This window comes from Nocardia sp. NPDC050406 (assembly GCF_044459025.1).
Taxonomy (GTDB): domain Bacteria; phylum Actinomycetota; class Actinomycetes; order Mycobacteriales; family Mycobacteriaceae; genus Nocardia.
Genome location: NZ_JBITIM010000003.1, coordinates 364,227 through 381,736 on the forward strand (window position 1 = coordinate 364,227; position 17,510 = coordinate 381,736).

Consider the following 17,510-nt stretch of genomic DNA (forward strand, 5'->3'; position numbering starts at 1 on the left):
GACCGTCCCGGCCGGGATCGGGCGCGACCGTTCGACAGCCGCTGCTCAACCGGTGTACCAGCAATGACCACCCCCCGTTCATGTTGAGTTCGCTTGTCTGTTGTGGCACAGTCGGTCTCGCCAAGATCGGAATCCGAGCCGGTCAGCTGGCCGTCGGCGGCACGGAGAAGAGCGGGGAAGCCTCATGGAACAGATGAGCAGCGCATCGCCCACCGATTGCCGTGCGCCCCATCGGCGATCGACGCCCCGCGACCACTGACCCAGGGCTGCAAGGGATTCGACGGATCTGACTGAGACCTGCTGTGGCACTGGAATTCCCGTCCTGGTTGGAGTGGCTGGAGTGGCTGGTCGGCGCCGACTGGCCGCATGGCAACGAAGACCGCATGTGGCAGATGGGCAAGGACCTCGAGGCCCTCGCGGGTGACGTCGACAATCTGCTCGACGATCTCGACCAGCTCATCAGCGATATCAACTCCAAATACCCCGAGGGCGTCGGCGGCGACGCCATGTTCTCCTGGCTCACACCCCTGCGCGACGGGAAGGGCGGCGACCCCAAGAACGGGTCGCTGAAGAGCCTTGCCGACAATTACCGCTCGCTGGCAAAGGCCGCCGACAGCATGGGCGACGAGCTGGAGTCGGCCAAACTCAACTTCTATATCGCGGGCGCGTGGCTGATCGCCGAGCTGGTCTGGGCCTCCATGGCCGGGCCGTTCGCCCCGGCGCTGCACGGCACCATCTTCGGGATGGCACGAGTCGCGTTCCGGCAGCTCGGAATTCGCTTCGGCAGCCGCATCGCCAGCCTGCTGGGCCGCGAGATCGGTGAAGAGGTCTTCGAACGCTTCATGGCCAAGGTGGTCTACGAGGTGCTGCAGGAGGCCGCCGTCGAGACGGTGCAGGGCACCTCGCAGGAACTGCTCGTCCAGTTCATCCAGAACCAGAACGGCCACGTCGACGGGTACGACTGGGGCAAGGTCGGCATCAATGCCGGAATCTCGGCCATCGCGGGCGCGGGCGGCGGCCTCGTCGGCGCGGGCGCCGGGAAATTCCTGCCCACCGATATGGGCGGTTGGAAGGGCGCGTTCAACGGCGCGCTCACCGGTGCGCTGGCGGGGGCGGGCGGTGCGGGCGCGGCCTGGCTCGGACAGGGCGCGATCACCGGCAATTGGGACTTCGACCCGCGCTCGCTCACCGGCGGCGCGTTCTCCGGCGCCGGGCCGAGCGCCATCTACGGTGCTGGCGGCGAGTCCGACTATGCCGGTCCGATGGGCAATGTCGACGGTGCGACGCCCTCACCGCAGGGCGGGCCCGAATCGGATTCGGAATCGGAATCGGACTCGACCGGACAGGACGATTCGACCGGCGACGACACGACCGGCGGCGACTCCCCGTCGAACAATGGCCAAGACGGCGGACCGTCGCTTCGGCCCTCGAGCGGCACGACCCCGGAGACCTCCTCCCAGAATTCGGCGCCGCCCGCCGAGAGCGAGCGCGAAACCCAGTCCGCCAATGGCGGAGGCGGCGGCATCCAGTCGAATCGGCAGAATGCGGCGCCCGACGCGGACGTCGATGGCGACGGGCAGTCGGAGTCGTCGTCGCGGTCCTCGAACTCCGGATCGCCCTCGTCCACTACCTCCTCCGACATCTCGGAGGGTCCATCGTCTCGATCGGACGACCGGAGCGAGAGCGCCGCAGGCGATGGCGGTTCGCGCGACTCGTCGAGCGACGGATCGTCGAAGGCCCAGGACAGCTCCACCTCGAGCGATCCGAGCTCCCCCGCGGCCGACACGAATACCGCTGTGGGCGATACGAATTCGAGCGGCGGCCCGAACGGCAATCCGTCGACGAGCGGCACCGGCCCGGTCGGCGCGCCGATGGGCACCGCCCCCGCGGCGGGCACGACGCCAGGAGCACCGGCCGCCCCGACCGCCGCACCGAGCTCGACCGCTACTCTGGGCCAGCCGACCTCGTCGCCGACTTCGCCGACCTCGAGTCCCGTGCAACCCACGTCCTCGACGAACCCGGCCCAGCCCGGCACCTCCCCGACCACTGCGCAGTCGACACCCGCAGCGGGCGGCACCACACCGAACTCGACGGCCGCCGATCCCAAGGCGACGGGTCCGTCCCAGACCGGCGCGCCCGACGGCGGGCTGTCCTTCAGCTCCGGCCCCCAGCAATCGCCCATCGGCACGCCGGACACTGGAATCGCCTCGGTCCCCAGCGATCCGAACACAGTCCCGGGCCCCGTGAGCCCGGTGCAGGCCGCACCGACGGGCACCCCCGCACCCGGCCCGGACACCGACTCCACCTCCGAGCAGCAGAGCACACCCACCCCCGACGCGACGCCGATCGTCGGCATCGCACCGGTGCTCCCCTCCCCCACCGGCACCGACCCCACCCGCGGCGGCACCCGGCGCGATCGCGGCAATGCCAGGGATGTCGGCGACTTCCGCGGTGACGCCCGCCCGCAGAACCAGCCCTCGCTCACCCAGGACCCCGAGAGCGATCAGCCGGATTTCCTGCAGAACGCGATCGACGGCAACCTCCAGCTGATCACCCCCGCGGATGTGCGTTACAACCGCGACACGCACCAGTTCATCCTGCCCAACGGCCGCACCGTCACTGTCAAGGTGGGCCCGGTCTCCGATGGGACGGTGGCCGAGTTCACCTCGCGCCCAGGCGGTTACGACGTTCATGTCTCGCCGCGCGCCCGCAATGAGGATCTCGTCCGGGCCGTCGCGCACGAACTCGCCGAGCTGCGGCTCATGCAGGATCTGCTGGTCCGGGTGGATCCCGATGCGGACCGCCCATCGCAGATGACGACGAACCTCGGCGGCCGCTTCGCCGAGGTGCGTGTTCTCACTTCGCAAATCGATCAGGCGGCGTTCGATCCCGCTCGCGCCAAGACCCTTCCGAGGCTGCGCCACGACCTCGACGATCTGCTCCACCAACTCGGCTTCAACGATCCCGACCATGCCAATACGGTGAAACGGCTACTCGCCGAACATGATCCGACACTGGCACACCGACTCGAGCTCGAACAGCGGGGGCTGCTCGACCTGCGCCCGTCCCCCAACCCGGACACCGATGGGCGCGATTACGACGCCAAGGCCGACGCGCATCTGGACCGCCTCCAACAGCAGTTGCGCGGCGACTTCGTCGACGACCTGGTGCGCGCCGAGCGCCGGGCCCTCGACGGCCGCCTGCGCGAGGAGCTCGCCCGCCGTGTCTTCGATCCACTCTTCGAGGGCCCGGAGGCCAAGGCCGCGCGCCGGACCGTCGACAACGACGCCATGCTCGACGCGCTCGACCCGGTCAACCAGGCCATCAACGACCCCAATCTGACCGGCCCCGAACGCGTCGCCGCGGTGCGCAGCGCCATCGACCAATTCTGGAACTCGATGCCCGATGCCTTCCGCGACGCCCTCGGCCCGGATGCGCTCACCCGTATGCAGGACGCGGCGAACGGGCTCGACGACGGGCGGAATCGGATCTCCGGCGTCATCGACCACACCACCGGCGAGCTCACGGTCGACGGCGACACCACCACGCTCAGCGATTTCCTGCACGAGGTGGATCGCGCCAATCGCGCCGCCACCGCGAACGGCCTCGATATCGAATACACCGTGGTCGTGCACGATCCGGTGGATGGGCGATCCAGTGTCGAGATCCTGTCGCGCCCTCGGCCGCAGCATCGACTTCCCTTGGCGCAGAACGTCTTCGGCCCCGACAACGAGGCCATCGCGCACCAGCCGCGACCAGCGGTTCCGGCGGCGGCCCGGGGCGGGCACACCATCGACGTCGGGGTGGGCCGCAGCGCCTTCGCCGTCGAGATGACCCCGGACGCCGACAAGTCCGGCGGCGGTTTGATCATCAAGACCGAACTGGCCTCCGACAAGGTGGTCGGTGCGCAGCGCCGCCGCATTCTCGGCATCAACGATCCCGGACCGCTCACCCAGCCCGGCACCGTCATGGTCTTCGGCGACCTGCTGGGCAATGGCCACATTCTCGGCGACGTGGCGCGGATCTACATCAACAATGTCAGCGCCAAGCTGCCCGCCGAGGCCTACGCCGCGATCGCCGCCGAACTGGCGCGGACCCTCGCGCCGGGCGGCCGCATCGAACTGCAATGGGATATGAAGCCGGAGGAGGAAGGCGGCGAGCGCGGCGACCGCGGCCATATCGACGGCGAGACCCTGTGGCAGGCGATCCAGGACCTCTACGGCAACCGTCCGGTCCCGTTCCGCATCGCGGAGCACACCGAATTCCCGCCGCCGGGCAATACCGATTACGACTACAGCATCGACGCGGCGAATACGAACAACCCCAATGCCGCGCGCATGGCGGAGATCATTCCGCCGCTGCCCGAGTACCGCATGGTCATCGTGCACGAGCCTCCGGTGCAGGCCAGCCCGCAGGAGATCGAGTCTGTCCACGGCATTCCGGTGGAGAACCAGCGCAAGATCCAGGACTTCGCCGACCGCAACGACCTGATCATCGATGTCCGGCCCACCAACCCGGACGCCGTGCAGCCGCTGCGCGACGGCGCGATGCCCAAACCCATGTCCATCAAGGACAAGACGATCAGCGCGGAGGATGTCGAGCTCGGCGCACATCCGAAGAACAAGGGTCTCGTCGGCCGCTTCCCGCCCGGGGCCCTCAGCCTTCCCGACACGGCGAGCCTGCCGCCGGAGGGTCAGAAGAAGCTCGAAGAGCGGTTGACCGCCCGGGAGCGCGATTACGCGAAATACCTCGCGAAGATGAACGAACTCGTCATCAACGGCGAGTTCCGGTTGCGCCGCGATGGCGTCCTGGAAGGCCGGGTCGGCGACGAATGGAAGCCCGTCACGGGCGACCACGACCTGTTCAATATTCGCCACGCCGACGGAAGTCCGCTCAGCCCTGAGGAACTCGCGCGGGTCGAGCGCGAGCTGGCCGAACTCGATGCGGGTATCCAGCACGGCCCGCACGTGTACTGGGATCCGGAGGAGCAGTACCAGCGCACCCACAATTTCGAGAAGATCATCAATTCCCATCAGCTGGATCTGGATCCGAACAGCGACAACGAACCGCTGGTGCACTTCCGGCCGAACGAGGAGCCGGTGGTCATGTGGGCCGACCGGAGCCTGCGCGATATCGACCGGGAGATGACGCCCTGGCATGTCGGCGCCGATCTGGACCGCGTGGCCACGCCGGACAACGAGGCCGATATCGCCCGGCTGCGCGAACTCGCCGACGAACTCGGCGCACACCCCGACTTCGACCACGCTGGTTACCGCCAGTGGGTCGACAATGCCGACCCCGAGCAGCCGCCGACACCCCCCGGGTCGCCGGAACATCAGCTGGCGACCATCAGGCGCGAGGTGCGCGCGGGCACCGATCCGGCGGACATCCTGAGCACCCTGGACAATCTCCGGAACGCGCGAGACCCCGAGCCCGATACCACCGATTCGAACAACCTGCCCGAGCACGGCACCGCCAGCCCGGTCGGCGAATTCCGCGGGGACGCCCGGCCGGAGGACAGTGCGGACCTCACGCGCGACGAGGTGCTCGATCGGCTGGAGAACAACCTCGGACTCCTCACACCCGAGGCCATGCGGTGGAACGACGGCACGAACCAGTTCGAGCTGACCCTCGATGACGGCCGCACCCTCACCATCACCGTCGACGTCGGTCCGACGACCGACAACGCCGTCGCCGACTTCACCGCGCGCACAGACGATTCCGGCCGCATCACCGGTTACGACGTGAATGTCTCGCCACGCGCTCGCGACCAGGACGTCGTCCGGGCGCTCGCGCACGAGCTGGCCGAGATATCACTGGCGCAGAATCCGGAGGTGTTGACCGACCCCGTCGATGATCGGCCGTCCCGACTCACCAGTCATCTCGGGGGTCGGTACGCGGAGATGCGGGTCCTCATCGCGCAGATCGACGACATCGTCGCCAGTCGGGATCGCCAACGGGCACTGGAACTTCCGGGACTGCGCCTGGATCTGAACGATTTGATCGAACAGGTCGGGTTGCGCGATCCACAGCACGCGCCCACCGCCGAACGGATTCTGTCCCAGTACGATTCGGATCTCGCACGCCGCGTCGAACAGCTGCGCATGCCGGTCGAGGGCGTCCTGCGCCCCGGCGCGTTCGATCCCGACGCGCAGCCGACCCCGCACGATCTCGGTCGTATTCGGCAGTTGCGATCGCTGGCCGAACAGTCGGCCCAACTCTCACCGGAGGCACGCGAAACCGAGCACGACGGCCTGCGCCGTGAAGCGCTGGCACTGGTCGAGCGCCTAGGCTTGCGGGAGGCCACTCCGGGGGCGAACGCGCGCCGTGGCATCATCGCCGAGCGGCTGACCGATCAGGCGCGCAGGCAGGTCGACGACTTGCTCGCCGACGTCGGTCGACCCGACTTCGCGCTGCCCGACGCCGACCGGGAGTTCGTCGAGCAGGTCCGGCTGGAGGATCGCGCCGCCAACGCGGTCGACTTCCTGTCGCAGACCTTCCATATCGGTGTGCTGAAGGCGCATCAGGCCTTCCGCACCCAGGCCGCGGCGCACAACACCACCGACAACATCGTCCAGGACGCGGATTCGGGTGCGCGCTGGCACAGTTGGCCGCCGAATATGGAACCGGCCCCGCCCACCCCGGTCGCGGATATCGGGCTCCCGGTCGATCCGGAGCAGCTGCACGAACGGTGGTCGAGTCTGACCGACGCGGAGAAGGACGCCCTCTACCGCGAGGATCCGTACCTCGGAAACCGTGATGGCATACCGCATGTCGACCGCGACCACTACAACCGGCTGACCCTCGCCGCGCTGCGGGAACAGGCACAGCGGGAGTACGACGAGGCTCGCCTGAACGAGGACGGCGACCGCCTGAAACAGGCCGAGGCGCGCCTGAGCCAGATCGACGATATGCGGAAGTTCCTCGACTCCACCCAGGAAGGGCTGCCGCCACACCTGCTCTCCTACCTCGACGAGAAGCTCCAGTACATCTACGCTCTCGGCGATCCGGATAAGGCCGACAATGTGGCGATCGCGCTGGCGGGCGCTTTCCGGCGCCGCAGCGGCGTCGGCTACGCCGTGCAGACCCTGCAACAGCTGCGGCAGACCGCCTTGGCGATCGACCCGACCAAGGAGACGTCGACGCTGCTGTTCGGCGCCTACAACAATCCGGACTCGCTCGTCGCGACCATTTCCTCGCGCGGCGCGGAGGACGGTGCGCAGAAGGTCCGGGAGTTCCACGAGGGCCTGCGCGTCACCAATCAGGGTGAGCGCGTGAACATCACGACCATCGCGCACTCCTACGGCGGAGTAACCGGCGGCCACGCAGCCGGGCACGGGCATGCGCTCGATACCGACGCGCTGGTGTTCATCGGCAGCTGGGGCACCGGCGTCGACAGTGTGGCCGACCTGCGGCTGACCTGTGTCGATCCCGCCGACACCCACGCGCATGTGTTCGCGACCATGGCCGACCACGATTCGATCCGACTGATGCCGCCGACGCACGGCCCCGCGCCGGACGATCCCGCGTTCGGCGCAACGGTTTTCGAGTCCGACACCACTGCCAGCCCGACCCGACTGGGGTGGAATCCGGACGATCACCTGGCGCCGAACTATTTCAGCTCCAGCCATCCGTCCTACCGCAGCCTGGGGCTCATCCTCACCGGTCACGGCCACCTTCTCAGCCGATCGGACGTCGGCGATCAGAATGCGGATACCTCGAATCCGACTGCGCCCGACCCGAATTCGCCCGAGCGCGGGACGGCGAGCCCGGTCGGCGAATTCCGCGGCGACGCACGGCCGGAGGGCACCCCGGATCTGACGCGTGACGACGTACTCGGCCACATCGAGAACAACCTCGGCCTCCTCACCTCCGAGGACGTCACCTGGCACGACGACACGAACGAGTTCACACTGCGACGGGACGGCAACACCATCACCGTCACCGTGAATGTCGGACCGACCACGAACAATGCCGTTGCCGACTTCACTTCGCGCACAGACGATTCCGGCCACAAGACCTACGACGTGAACGTCTCGCCGCGGGCCCGCGATCAGGACATCGTCCGCGCGCTCGCCCACGAGCTTGCCGAGATCACCCTGGCTCAGGATCCGAACGTGCTGACCGATCCGGACGACGATCGGCCGTCGCGGCTCACCAGCCATCTCGGGGGTCGCTACGCCGAAATGCGGGTGCTGCACGCCCAGATCGACGACATCATCATCAGCCGGGACAAGGTGCGGCTGAAGCAACTTCCGCTCCTGCGCAGCGATCTGCACGACCTGATGGAACAGGTGGGGCTGCACGATCCCGACTACGCGCCGACCGCGGAACGGCTGCTGTCTCGCTACGACGCCGATCTCGCCCGCCGAATCGATCAGGAGCGCCTGCCGGACGAGAGCGTGCTCCGGCCGGGCGATACCGATCCCGACGCCCAGCCGACCCCGCACGATCTCGGCCGGATCAAGCAATTGCGTTCTCTGGCAGAGCGATTGGAACAACTCGCGCCGCAGGCGCGGCAGTCCGATCCCGAGGCCAGGGCCGAGTACGACGCGCTGCGGCGCGAAGCGCTGGCCCTCGTCGAGCGCCTCGGGGTACGCGAGGACACACCGGGTGCGCACACCCGCCGCGACCTCATCGCCGATCGGCTGACCGGTCCCGCACGTGCCCGAGTCGACGAACTGTTGGCCGACGTCGGCCGTCGCGATACCGAACTGCCCGACTCCGACCGGGAATTCGTCGACCAGGTTCGGCTCGAGGCCAAGGCCGCGGCCGCACTCGATTTTCTGTCGCCGCTGCACACCTTCCACATCGGCGTGCTGAAGGCCTACCAGAAATTCCGCAAGCAGATCGCCGACTACGTCGCACGCGGCGGCGATCCCGCGCGGATCGAGACCGGCAATCTTGTCGAGGATCCGGAATCCGGTGCGCGCTGGTTCAGCTGGCCGCCCGATATGGAGATGTCCACGGAGAACCCGCCCGTGCCCGATATCGGGCTCCCGACCGATCCGCGCGCGCTGCGCGAGCACTGGTCGCGGCTCACCGACGACGAGAAGGACGCCCTGCATCGCGCCGATCCGTACCTCGGAAGCCGCGACGGTATCCCGCAGGTCGACCGCGACCACTACAACCGACTGACCCTCGCCGACTTGCGGGAACAAGCGCAGCGGGAGCAGAACGAGGAGCGCCTGAAGCAGATCGACGACATGCTGAGTCTGCTCGACTCGACGCAGGAAGGGCTGCCGCCGCATCTGCTGTCGTATCTCGACGAGAAGCTGCGCTACGTCTATGCTCTCGGCGATCCGGATGCCGCCGACAATGTGGCGATCGCGCTGGCGGGCGCTTTCCGGCGACGCAGCGGCGTCGGCTACGCCGTGCAGACGCTACAACAGCTGCGGCAGGCCGCGTTGGCCATCGATCCGACCAAGGAGACGTCGGTCCTGCTGTTCGGGGCCTACGACAACCCGGATTCCCTGGTGGCGGGCATCTCGTCGCAGCGGGCCGAAGAGGGCGCGCAGAAGGTCCGGGAGTTCCACGAGGGTCTGCGCGTCACCAATCAGGGTGAGCGCGTGAACATCACGACCATCGCGCACTCCTACGGCGGGGTCACCGGTGGCCACGCGGCCGGGCACGGGCATGCGCTCGATACCGATGCCCTGGTGTTCATCGGCGCGCTCGGTGCTGGCGTCCCGAGTGTGGACGAACTGCGGCTGACCGGTGTCGACCCCGCCGACCTGCGCGATCACGTCTTCGCGACCATGGCCGAGTACGACTCCGTGCTGCTGATGCCGCCCACCCAGGGACCCACACCGACCGATCCGGCGTTTGGCGCTACGGTTTTCGAGTCCGACTCCACCCCCAGCCGCACCCGGCTGGGCTGGAACCCGGACGACCACCTGGCCACGAACTACTTCGGCTCCCATACCCGGTCGTATCGGAGCCTGGGGCTGATCATCGCCGGGTACCGGCACCTGCTCCGCTGAGCAACCATCGACTCGAGGAAATGAGGACGGTATGCCAACGGCGACCACTCAGGCAGCTGCTCGCGAGCAACTGCTGCGGCACTTCACCGAGATCCTGCGGGCCCTGCCGTCCGAACTCGCCTTGGCGCTGCGGCATCCCGACCTTCCCAAGGCGGCCTTCCACCACGGGGTCAACCTGCCCTGGGACGAGAGCGACCCCGACAATCCGTTGGAGTTCCTCGATATCCGGTACTGGGTGCTCGGCACCACCCCCGACAGCTCCGACCGGTACTTCGACCTCGTGCTGCGGGCGTGGCGCGAGCAGGGCTGGGAGACGCGCTCCGCCGGTGACGCGCGCCCGCGCACCGGGTACGCGCGCACGTCGGACGGGTACGGTCTCACCCTCACCCAGAGTGTGAACGGCTACCTCAGCATGTCCGGCACGACGCCGCCCTTCGTCCCCGATCCGGCCGACACCAGCTCGTTCCCGACCGAAATCGACCGCGTGGCCTGAGCCAGTCCGCCCGGCGGGAGCCGGGCGGACAGCCTGTCGGATCTAGGTGAGCGAGACGAAGTCGACGACCGTATCGGTCTCGTGCTGGGCGAAGTTGCTCGCCTGATTGCGCAGGGCGGCGGCGAGTTTGCGCAGTTCGTCGACGCCGACCGGGGCCTGGCTCACGAACGACGCGCCCACGGCGGTGAGCGTGTCGGCGGCCCGTAGCGATACCTCGTCGGCTCCCGCCGCGGGGACCGACAGTGCCGGGGTCTCGGCGCTCAGCGCGGCGGCCAAGCTGTCGGCCAGCGCTTCCAGATCGGCTGCGGCGGCCAAGGCCTCGGCAGCGTCGAAACGTACACTGCCCAAGTTCATTTCGGACATAATCCCTCCCTTCGAGCGAATCCTACACGGTCATTCCGACGTGCGCGTTCCCTGCGCCAGGGTGCCCGCACCGCCTACCACGGGCAGCGACGTATTGCCGAGTTCGCCCACGACATCGTCACCGTGCTCACCCGTGACGAGCTGCGAACGGACCTCGCCGCCATCGGTTTCGTCCTCACCGGCGCGGTGCCCCATGCCCGCACCGGCCATCGGCGGAGGAATCATGCCGCCGGGCAGCGCGGAGCTGCCACTGCGGGCCACCGGCGTGACCGCGTCACCCGTCGCGGCGGGTGCCGCCGCGACCGCGCCCGCAGTGCGGCCGTTCCACTGGCTCAACGGGGTCGCGGGCGCACCCATGCCACCGCCCATCGGCACACCGCCCACGGCTCCCGGTGCGGCACCGGCGATATCGCTGAGCTTCTGGTCGGTCTCCTCCGGCTGCAGGGTGCCCGGCTGGCTGATGGACTGCACGTGCTGCTGCACCGCCTGCACACCGGTGCCGCCCAGGCTCACCAGCGGCTGGATCATGCCGAGCAGCTGGCTGACCTGGCTCAGCGCGTCGACGCCCTTGGGCGCGTCGGTGACATCGACCTTGTCCCCGGCCTGGGTCATGGACACGCTGTGCACGCCCAGTTCCGCGCGAGTCTTGGCGACCACCGCGGTGGCTTCGGCGGCCGTCTCGGTGGCCAGTGTCATGAGGAAGACCTGTCCCGGCGGGGTCACCAGGAACGGTGCGGACACGGTGATACCGGTGACGAATTTGGCGATGATGCCCGCCATCGACGCCGCACCGGTGCCGACCGTGACGGCCGCGCCACCCAGCACCGTCTTCTGCTGCGCGCTCTGCGCCTGGATCTTGCCCGCGTCGGACGCCGCTGCGGTGCCCTTCTCCGCGGCCGAGGACGCGCCGCCGCCCTGCCACATGCTCGACGCCAGCTGCATGATGGTGGTGGCCAGTGTCATGCCCTGCTGCAGCGCCTGCGCGACGCCGTTGAGAGCCTGCACGGGGTCGATCACCGCGGCCGGTTGCCCGCCTTCGCCATTCGTCGGCGCGGTCTGCCCGACGGTGTCGAGCTGGCCGGTGCCGAACGCCGCGGCCATATCGGTGAGCGGACGGGCGAGCGCGGCCAGGTCGATGACCGGCAGCGGCGGCAGGTCCGGCAGTGGCGGCGCGGGGGGCAGCTGCGGCAGCGCCGGAATGCCCATATCGCGCAGGATGTCATTGATCGGCCGGTCGAGCATCGGACCCAGCGCCGAGGTGCGCAGCGCCTCCAGCACCGTGGGGTCCAACGGTCCCGGCATCGCGGGGCCCGCGTTCATCACTGCTGCAGGTTCGTGAAGGTGTTGCCCGAGATGGCTTCCTGCGCCTCGTAGCTCGCGGCGGCCTCGTGCGCGGTCACGGCGGTACCGGCGTGCACCGCGGCGAGTTCGGCGGCGGAGGCGAAATGGTTGCCCTGCGCGTAGGCGAACGCGGCGAGGAAGTCCTGTCCGATCAATCCGAAGACGGGCACGACGGCGGCGATGGTGGCGGCTTGGTCCACTGTGGCGGCGCTGGCCACCGCGGCGGCCATGGCAGCGGACGCGTCCCCGTAACGACGAATGGCATCGGGTGTTGCAATGAGGTTGCTCATAACGCTCCCATCAGGACATTTCACTCGAAATGTAGTCTACGAGACGAGGTTTCGCTAATCGAGGAAACTTCGACGAATTTACGTACGGCCAGGGTTAACAATCGGCAGACGGACGGTGATCGACGCCGACCACTACCCGAATCGTTCGGCGGCCTCCTCGTTGAAACCGACGATCAAGCGCGAACGTTCCGAAAATGCCCGGGCCGCCGCGGTATTGCAGGTGTCCACCAGGACGCGTTCGAAATCCTCGGGCGTCATCCGGGTCACGGCGTGGCTCAGGCTGAGATCGACCAGCGCGCCATTGCCGTCCACCTCGACGGCGACCGCCCCGTCGGGTGAGGTCTCCCGCACCCGGACCGCCACCATGGCCTCGGTCAGATCCAGCATGCGATTGACCTGGCGTCGCACGCGCGACTCCAATTCGTCCATCGATTCGATCATGTGTCCCCTCGCCTTCCGGCCCGATTCGCCCGGGCCTCAGATCGGACGCAGCCAGCTGTCCGGCTCGTCCTCTTCCTGCTCCTCGACGTACTCCTGCCGCGCGACCTCCTCGGTGGTCGGCAATCCGGTCAACGCCAACAGTTCCGGGGCCAGTCCCGCGGCCTGCAACTGCGCCCGGCGCTCCATCCCGGCCCGGTTGGCGATCTGATGGGACAGGCGCAGTATCTCGCGGGCCAGCCCCGCCGGGTCGTCCCGCAGTTCGGAGCGCTCCACCTCGATGGCCACCGGCAGACCCTGTTCGGTCGCGGTCAGTACGACGGCGCCGGTACGGGAACTGACGGTGAACTGCGTCGGAAACGGTTCCGCATCGGATCCCATTGGCGTGCACCCTCTTTCATACTCGTTCATCGTCGAGAGCGAAGATCACTTCGGCGATTCGGCTGTCGATGGCCGCGATCATCCGCCTGCGGTCGGCGGCCACGGCCAGCGGCGGATTCTCGTCGAGGACCAGATAGCGGCCGTCGTCGACCAGATCACGCCATTCCACCTCATGATGGGTGATACCGCGCGGACCGAACACGGAGTGGCCCTGAATCACTTCGATACTGCCGACACTGGCCGCGGGTGCGGCGAGGAATTCGGCGGCCCGGTCGACCACCGTGCCCTCGTACCGCTCGTGTGCCGGGGACAGATCGAAGCTGTAGTCCACCTCCTCGACATTCTCGCGCTGGGTGAGCACGATGTCGCGGCTGCGTCCGGCTTCGGTATCGGGCAGGGCCGCGACCACCTCCTCGGCCAACTCCTGTGCCGGAAACTCCGCGACCGTGAAGCCCGAACTCAGCAAATGGGTTTCACCGGGGTGCTGTGTCACCAGATATCCGATATCGCCGCGGCGTGCGCCGAGCACGCGGATACGAGCCTCCGGGGTGAGGGGATCGCGGCCGTCCCAGCCGCGCACCTCGATGCGAATATCGGCCGTGCGCACCGCGTTTAGCAGGTCGGGCACATCCGGGTCCAGATCGCGCAGGCCCTCGCGGGCCTCCGCCATCAAGCGCAGGTGCTCGCTGCGCAGTTTGGCGCGGCCGGTGAACAGCAGGGGCGGGGGCAGGAACTCGTGGTATCGGTCCTGCCACAGCACCATGAACTCCAGATCGCTGAAGCTCCAGGTCCGTCGCACCGATCAGCCCTCGACCACGGGTTTGGCCACGATCGGCGGATCGCCGATGGCACCTTCCAGATACTCGGTGGAGTCGAGATAGTCGGGACGCTTGTGCTCCTTGCCGTTCTGGCCCGCGCCCGCGCCGCCGCCCATACCGCCCATGGGCATACCACCCATCGGCATTCCCGGTCCGGACGCCATTCCGGCGCGGCCCGCGGAGGCCGCGGCGGCCGCTTCGATACCGGCGTTGGCGCGCGGGAACAGCCGGGCCTGCGACAGATTGGCGGTCGGCGCCTGGGGTCCGCCGCCACCACCGCCACCACCTCCGCCGCCGCCCTTGGCCGCGGTGTCCTTGAGCTGCTTGGCGATATCGCTCAGGCCGCCGGGCAGCCCGGCCGGTGTCAGGTTCGGGCCGGTCTTCGAGGGATCGTTCTGCAGCTGCTGCGTGGCCTGCTGGGCGCTCTGCAACCCCTGCTGCAAGGCGCTCTGCAAGCCTTGCAGCCCATTCTGATTCGAATTCTGCTGATTGGGGTTCTGCTGATTCGGATTCTGCTGGTTGGGATTTCGCGGGTCGTTGTCCTTGGGCTGCAGCTGGTACGGCAGGGTCTGCGAATCCTTCGCGCCGGGAATGCTGGGCTGCTTCGGCATTCCGCCCGGGTTGCTGCCGCTCGGACTCTTGCCGCTGCCGTTGGTGCCGCCGTTGTTGCCACCGGTATTGCCGTTGTTGCCGTTGTTGCCGTTCTCACCCAGCTGCGGCTTCACCACGGTCGGGTCGGCGAGAATGGGAATAGCGGTGCTGGACTTGACGATTCCGGGGTTGTACCAGAAATCGAAGGCGTCACGCGCCTTCTTGAGCGCGGCTTCCTCGTCCTTGGCGGAGATGCCCGCGGGCCACGAGGTGGGCAGGTGCCACTGGGTCTTCTTCATCCAACCCGACACGTACCCCAGGAGTTCGGCCATCTGCGTCAGCGAGGTGGTGAAGTCGTTGGCCTGGTTGCGCAGGTTCAGGGTGGCCTTCTCGGCCGCCTCCGAGCCGGGGCCCTTCCACTGGCCCTTGGCGCGGATGGTCTCCAGTTTGCCGTTCAGCTTCTTGAAGTCGTCATTGATCCACTCGGCCATCTTGGTCCACAGGCTGCTGATATCGATCGGCCGCTCGGGATCCATATCGTGGTACGCCTTGACGAACCACGGGCCGTCGGCGGAGCTCGGCTCGTCGGTGTCGAGCGGATCCTTGTAGGTCTCCCCCTTCACCTCGGGGAAGCTTCCGGCACCCGTCGGGTGGGTCTTGTCGTGGTCCTTCAGGGTCTGCTCGTCCCACACGGGGGCGCTGGTCTTGTCGTCGTGCGGAATCGGCGTGATGCCGGAGCGGTCCGAATGCTGCGCGGCCTTCTTCATGCCATCGAAGGTCGCCTTGCTGTCGTCCTCGTTGTGCTTGTAGTTCTTGTCCGCGACGATGAGGGTGTGGGCCAGCGCCTCGACGATGTCGATGTAGTGGTCGAGGATCTTGCCGAGGCGGCCGCCCTGATCGTTGAAACGGTTTCCCAGGGCCTGCAACCAGTCCAGGTGTCCGGTCTTGCTGAACGTGTGGTTACCCAGGTTGTGCACGTAGCTCTTGGCGACACCGAGGGAATGCACCACGTCGGCGGCGGCGTTGGCCGCCTCTTTCACGATCGCCGAATCCACCTCGAGATTGAGCTGATTGCCGTGCGCCTGTTGGTTGAGACCTTTCCAAGGGTTCACATGTTCGGCCATGTTCAGCTCCTACCCTCATCATCGGCCAGCTGTCCCTCGAACATACTGTGTGTCAACACGAGTCATCCACTCTTGTGATGGTCGTCGTTACGGATGACGCTCAGCGAAGCGCCGCTCGAAATCGGCCATGAACACCGCGGGCGCCACCGCGGACGAAGAACGCTCCAGCACACCGTCATCGGCGATGTAGAACAGCGTGCGGCCGATCGAGAGCTCGCCGGGCGGCGTGGGTGCGTAGACCATCCAGCCCACGCTGACGCGCTCGGCGCGCAGGTTCTCCGCCGTGTATCCGGGCGCTTCGAGGCCGGTGTCGCGAATGTGTCGCCGCACCTGGTCGATCGCCTCCAGACGGGGCATGGGATTCGCGGCGTCGGCGAGCACACCGGCCACGGTGAGTTGGTAGAGCGCGCCGTCGACGTCGAAACGTTCGGTGTCGCCGAAGGTTTCGGCGACCAGCGCACGGTTCGCGACGCCCGCTTCGGCCGCCGTGACCAGGGCCGATACCGCGGCGCGCTGGTCGGCGGTGGGCTCGTCGGCGATCAGGGCGGAGACCACGTCGACGACGGTGTCGACGGTCCAGATGCCGGGCAGCGCGCTGGCCAGCGCGGCGGCGGCCGGTGAATCACCGCGGTACCAGCGGCCGTTGTCCCACCAGTAGCAGAAGGAGAGCAGGCCGGTGGCGGCGCGGGGATTGAGGACCGGGTTCGCGATCCACTCCGGTGCGCCCGCGTAGAGCTGGGGCATGGGAGCGCCGTCGTTGTAGGCGGCGTCGAGTTCCGGGGCGTTCCAGACGCCGCCGGAGAGGACGGCGCGGCCGCCGGGGAGGGCGTAGAGGGTGGAACCGCTGCGCCGTGCGCCTTCGAAGAGGCCGAGCGAGGCCAGAACCCTTGGGCCCCACTGGGATTTGCAGGCGACGAAAGCGGCCGAGATGATGGCCCACCGCACCCACATCTCGGGGAAGTCGGGAAAGTCGTTGTCCGACCGCGTGGGTCGGATACCGGCGGCCAGGTCGGAGCGGGCCGCTACGGCCGCTTGCTGCGGGCTGCGGGATTGGCGGCCTTCGTTGCGGATGTAGGCCGCCAGCCAGACTGGCAGGCGCGCACGGGGATACGTCTCCAGATCGGCGCGGTATGCCTCCGGCGCGAAGAGCTGGTCGTCCGGGAAAGGCTCGTCGCCGTAGTCGTATTCGACATCCAGTTGCCCGGAAGCGCTGAGCGACAGGGTCATTCGCCACCACGGGCCGTCGCCCAGCTGTGCGGCGAGGTCACGCTGCTCACGCACCAGGGAGATCGCGCCCGCCGGGGGTTGGACCTGAACCGTGTTCTCGCCATTGGAGAAGAGCACCCGCGTCAATTCGGCGGCCACGGTGGAGGCGAAGACGGCGTGCAGCTGCTGCCAGCCGGGCGGGGCCGCGGATACCAGTTCGGCGGCTATGCGGCGGTTGAGCGCCTTGGCCTGTTCGGCGACATCGGGTTCCGGTTCGGGTTCGGGCTCCGGGGTCGGTGAGCCGCCGGTCAGGGTGAAGCCGATATCCGGTGCATCGTCGCCGAGGGTCTCCATGAAGTCGACGTCGGCGGGCTGGGCAGGGGTGTGCGGCCGCGATAGCTCCGGTATCGGGTCTTCGGGGGCCTGGTCGGCGGGGACGCGGAGGTCGCGGGCCTCATCGTCAAGTCTGGTCACGACGCGAT

10 protein-coding genes are annotated in these 17,510 nt (G+C 68.0%); 2 read left to right on the plus strand and 8 right to left on the minus strand.

The genetic code is table 11. From position 1 onward, the window contains the following. Positions 1 to 302: 302 nt before the first annotated feature. Both ACIBH2_RS25215 and ACIBH2_RS25220 read left to right on the plus strand, forming a co-directional pair. Complete coding sequence (locus ACIBH2_RS25215; protein WP_397121679.1) at positions 303 to 9,983, plus strand: hypothetical protein; 9,681 nt, start codon at positions 303 to 305, stop codon at positions 9,981 to 9,983. Between the two features lie 31 nt (positions 9,984 to 10,014). Next, entirely contained in the window at positions 10,015 to 10,476 is a 462-nt protein-coding gene (locus ACIBH2_RS25220) for a hypothetical protein (protein ID WP_397121681.1), read from the plus strand. A gap of 42 nt (positions 10,477 to 10,518) precedes the next feature. On the opposite strand, the gene ACIBH2_RS25225 is transcribed toward ACIBH2_RS25220, so the two are convergent. The 8 genes from ACIBH2_RS25225 to ACIBH2_RS25260 form a co-directional block, all read right to left on the minus strand. Beyond that, positions 10,519 to 10,830 carry a PE family protein gene (locus tag ACIBH2_RS25225; RefSeq protein ID WP_397121683.1) on the minus strand — a complete coding sequence of 104 codons (312 nt, stop codon included), beginning with the start codon at positions 10,828 to 10,830 and terminating at the stop codon, positions 10,519 to 10,521. Positions 10,831 to 10,869: 39 nt separating this feature from the next. Continuing rightward, entirely contained in the window at positions 10,870 to 12,141 is a 1,272-nt protein-coding gene (locus tag ACIBH2_RS25230; protein WP_397121685.1) for a hypothetical protein, read from the minus strand. Between the two features lie 17 nt (positions 12,142 to 12,158). Next, complete coding sequence (locus ACIBH2_RS25235) at positions 12,159 to 12,470, minus strand: type VII secretion target (RefSeq protein WP_397121687.1); 312 nt, start codon at positions 12,468 to 12,470, stop codon at positions 12,159 to 12,161. A gap of 132 nt (positions 12,471 to 12,602) precedes the next feature. Beyond that, the gene (locus ACIBH2_RS25240; RefSeq protein WP_397121689.1) at positions 12,603 to 12,911 is read right to left on the minus strand and encodes a YbaB/EbfC family nucleoid-associated protein; all 309 of its coding nucleotides are present in this window, start codon (positions 12,909 to 12,911) and stop codon (positions 12,603 to 12,605) included. A gap of 36 nt (positions 12,912 to 12,947) precedes the next feature. Next, on the minus strand, positions 12,948 to 13,289 hold the full coding sequence (locus ACIBH2_RS25245; protein ID WP_397121691.1) for a hypothetical protein: 342 nt from the start codon (positions 13,287 to 13,289) through the stop codon (positions 12,948 to 12,950). Positions 13,290 to 13,305: 16 nt separating this feature from the next. Then, a complete protein-coding gene (locus tag ACIBH2_RS25250) occupies positions 13,306 to 14,088 on the minus strand; it encodes an ESX secretion-associated protein EspG (protein WP_397121693.1) in 783 nt (260 codons plus the stop codon). 3 nt (positions 14,089 to 14,091) lie between these two features. Next, complete coding sequence (locus ACIBH2_RS25255) at positions 14,092 to 15,822, minus strand: hypothetical protein (protein ID WP_397121695.1); 1,731 nt, start codon at positions 15,820 to 15,822, stop codon at positions 14,092 to 14,094. An 87-nt stretch (positions 15,823 to 15,909) separates the two neighbouring features. Then, positions 15,910 to 17,502: a hypothetical protein gene (locus ACIBH2_RS25260; RefSeq protein ID WP_397121697.1), complete on the minus strand. Its 1,593-nt coding sequence runs from the start codon at positions 17,500 to 17,502 to the stop codon at positions 15,910 to 15,912. Positions 17,503 to 17,510 lie beyond the last annotated feature (8 nt).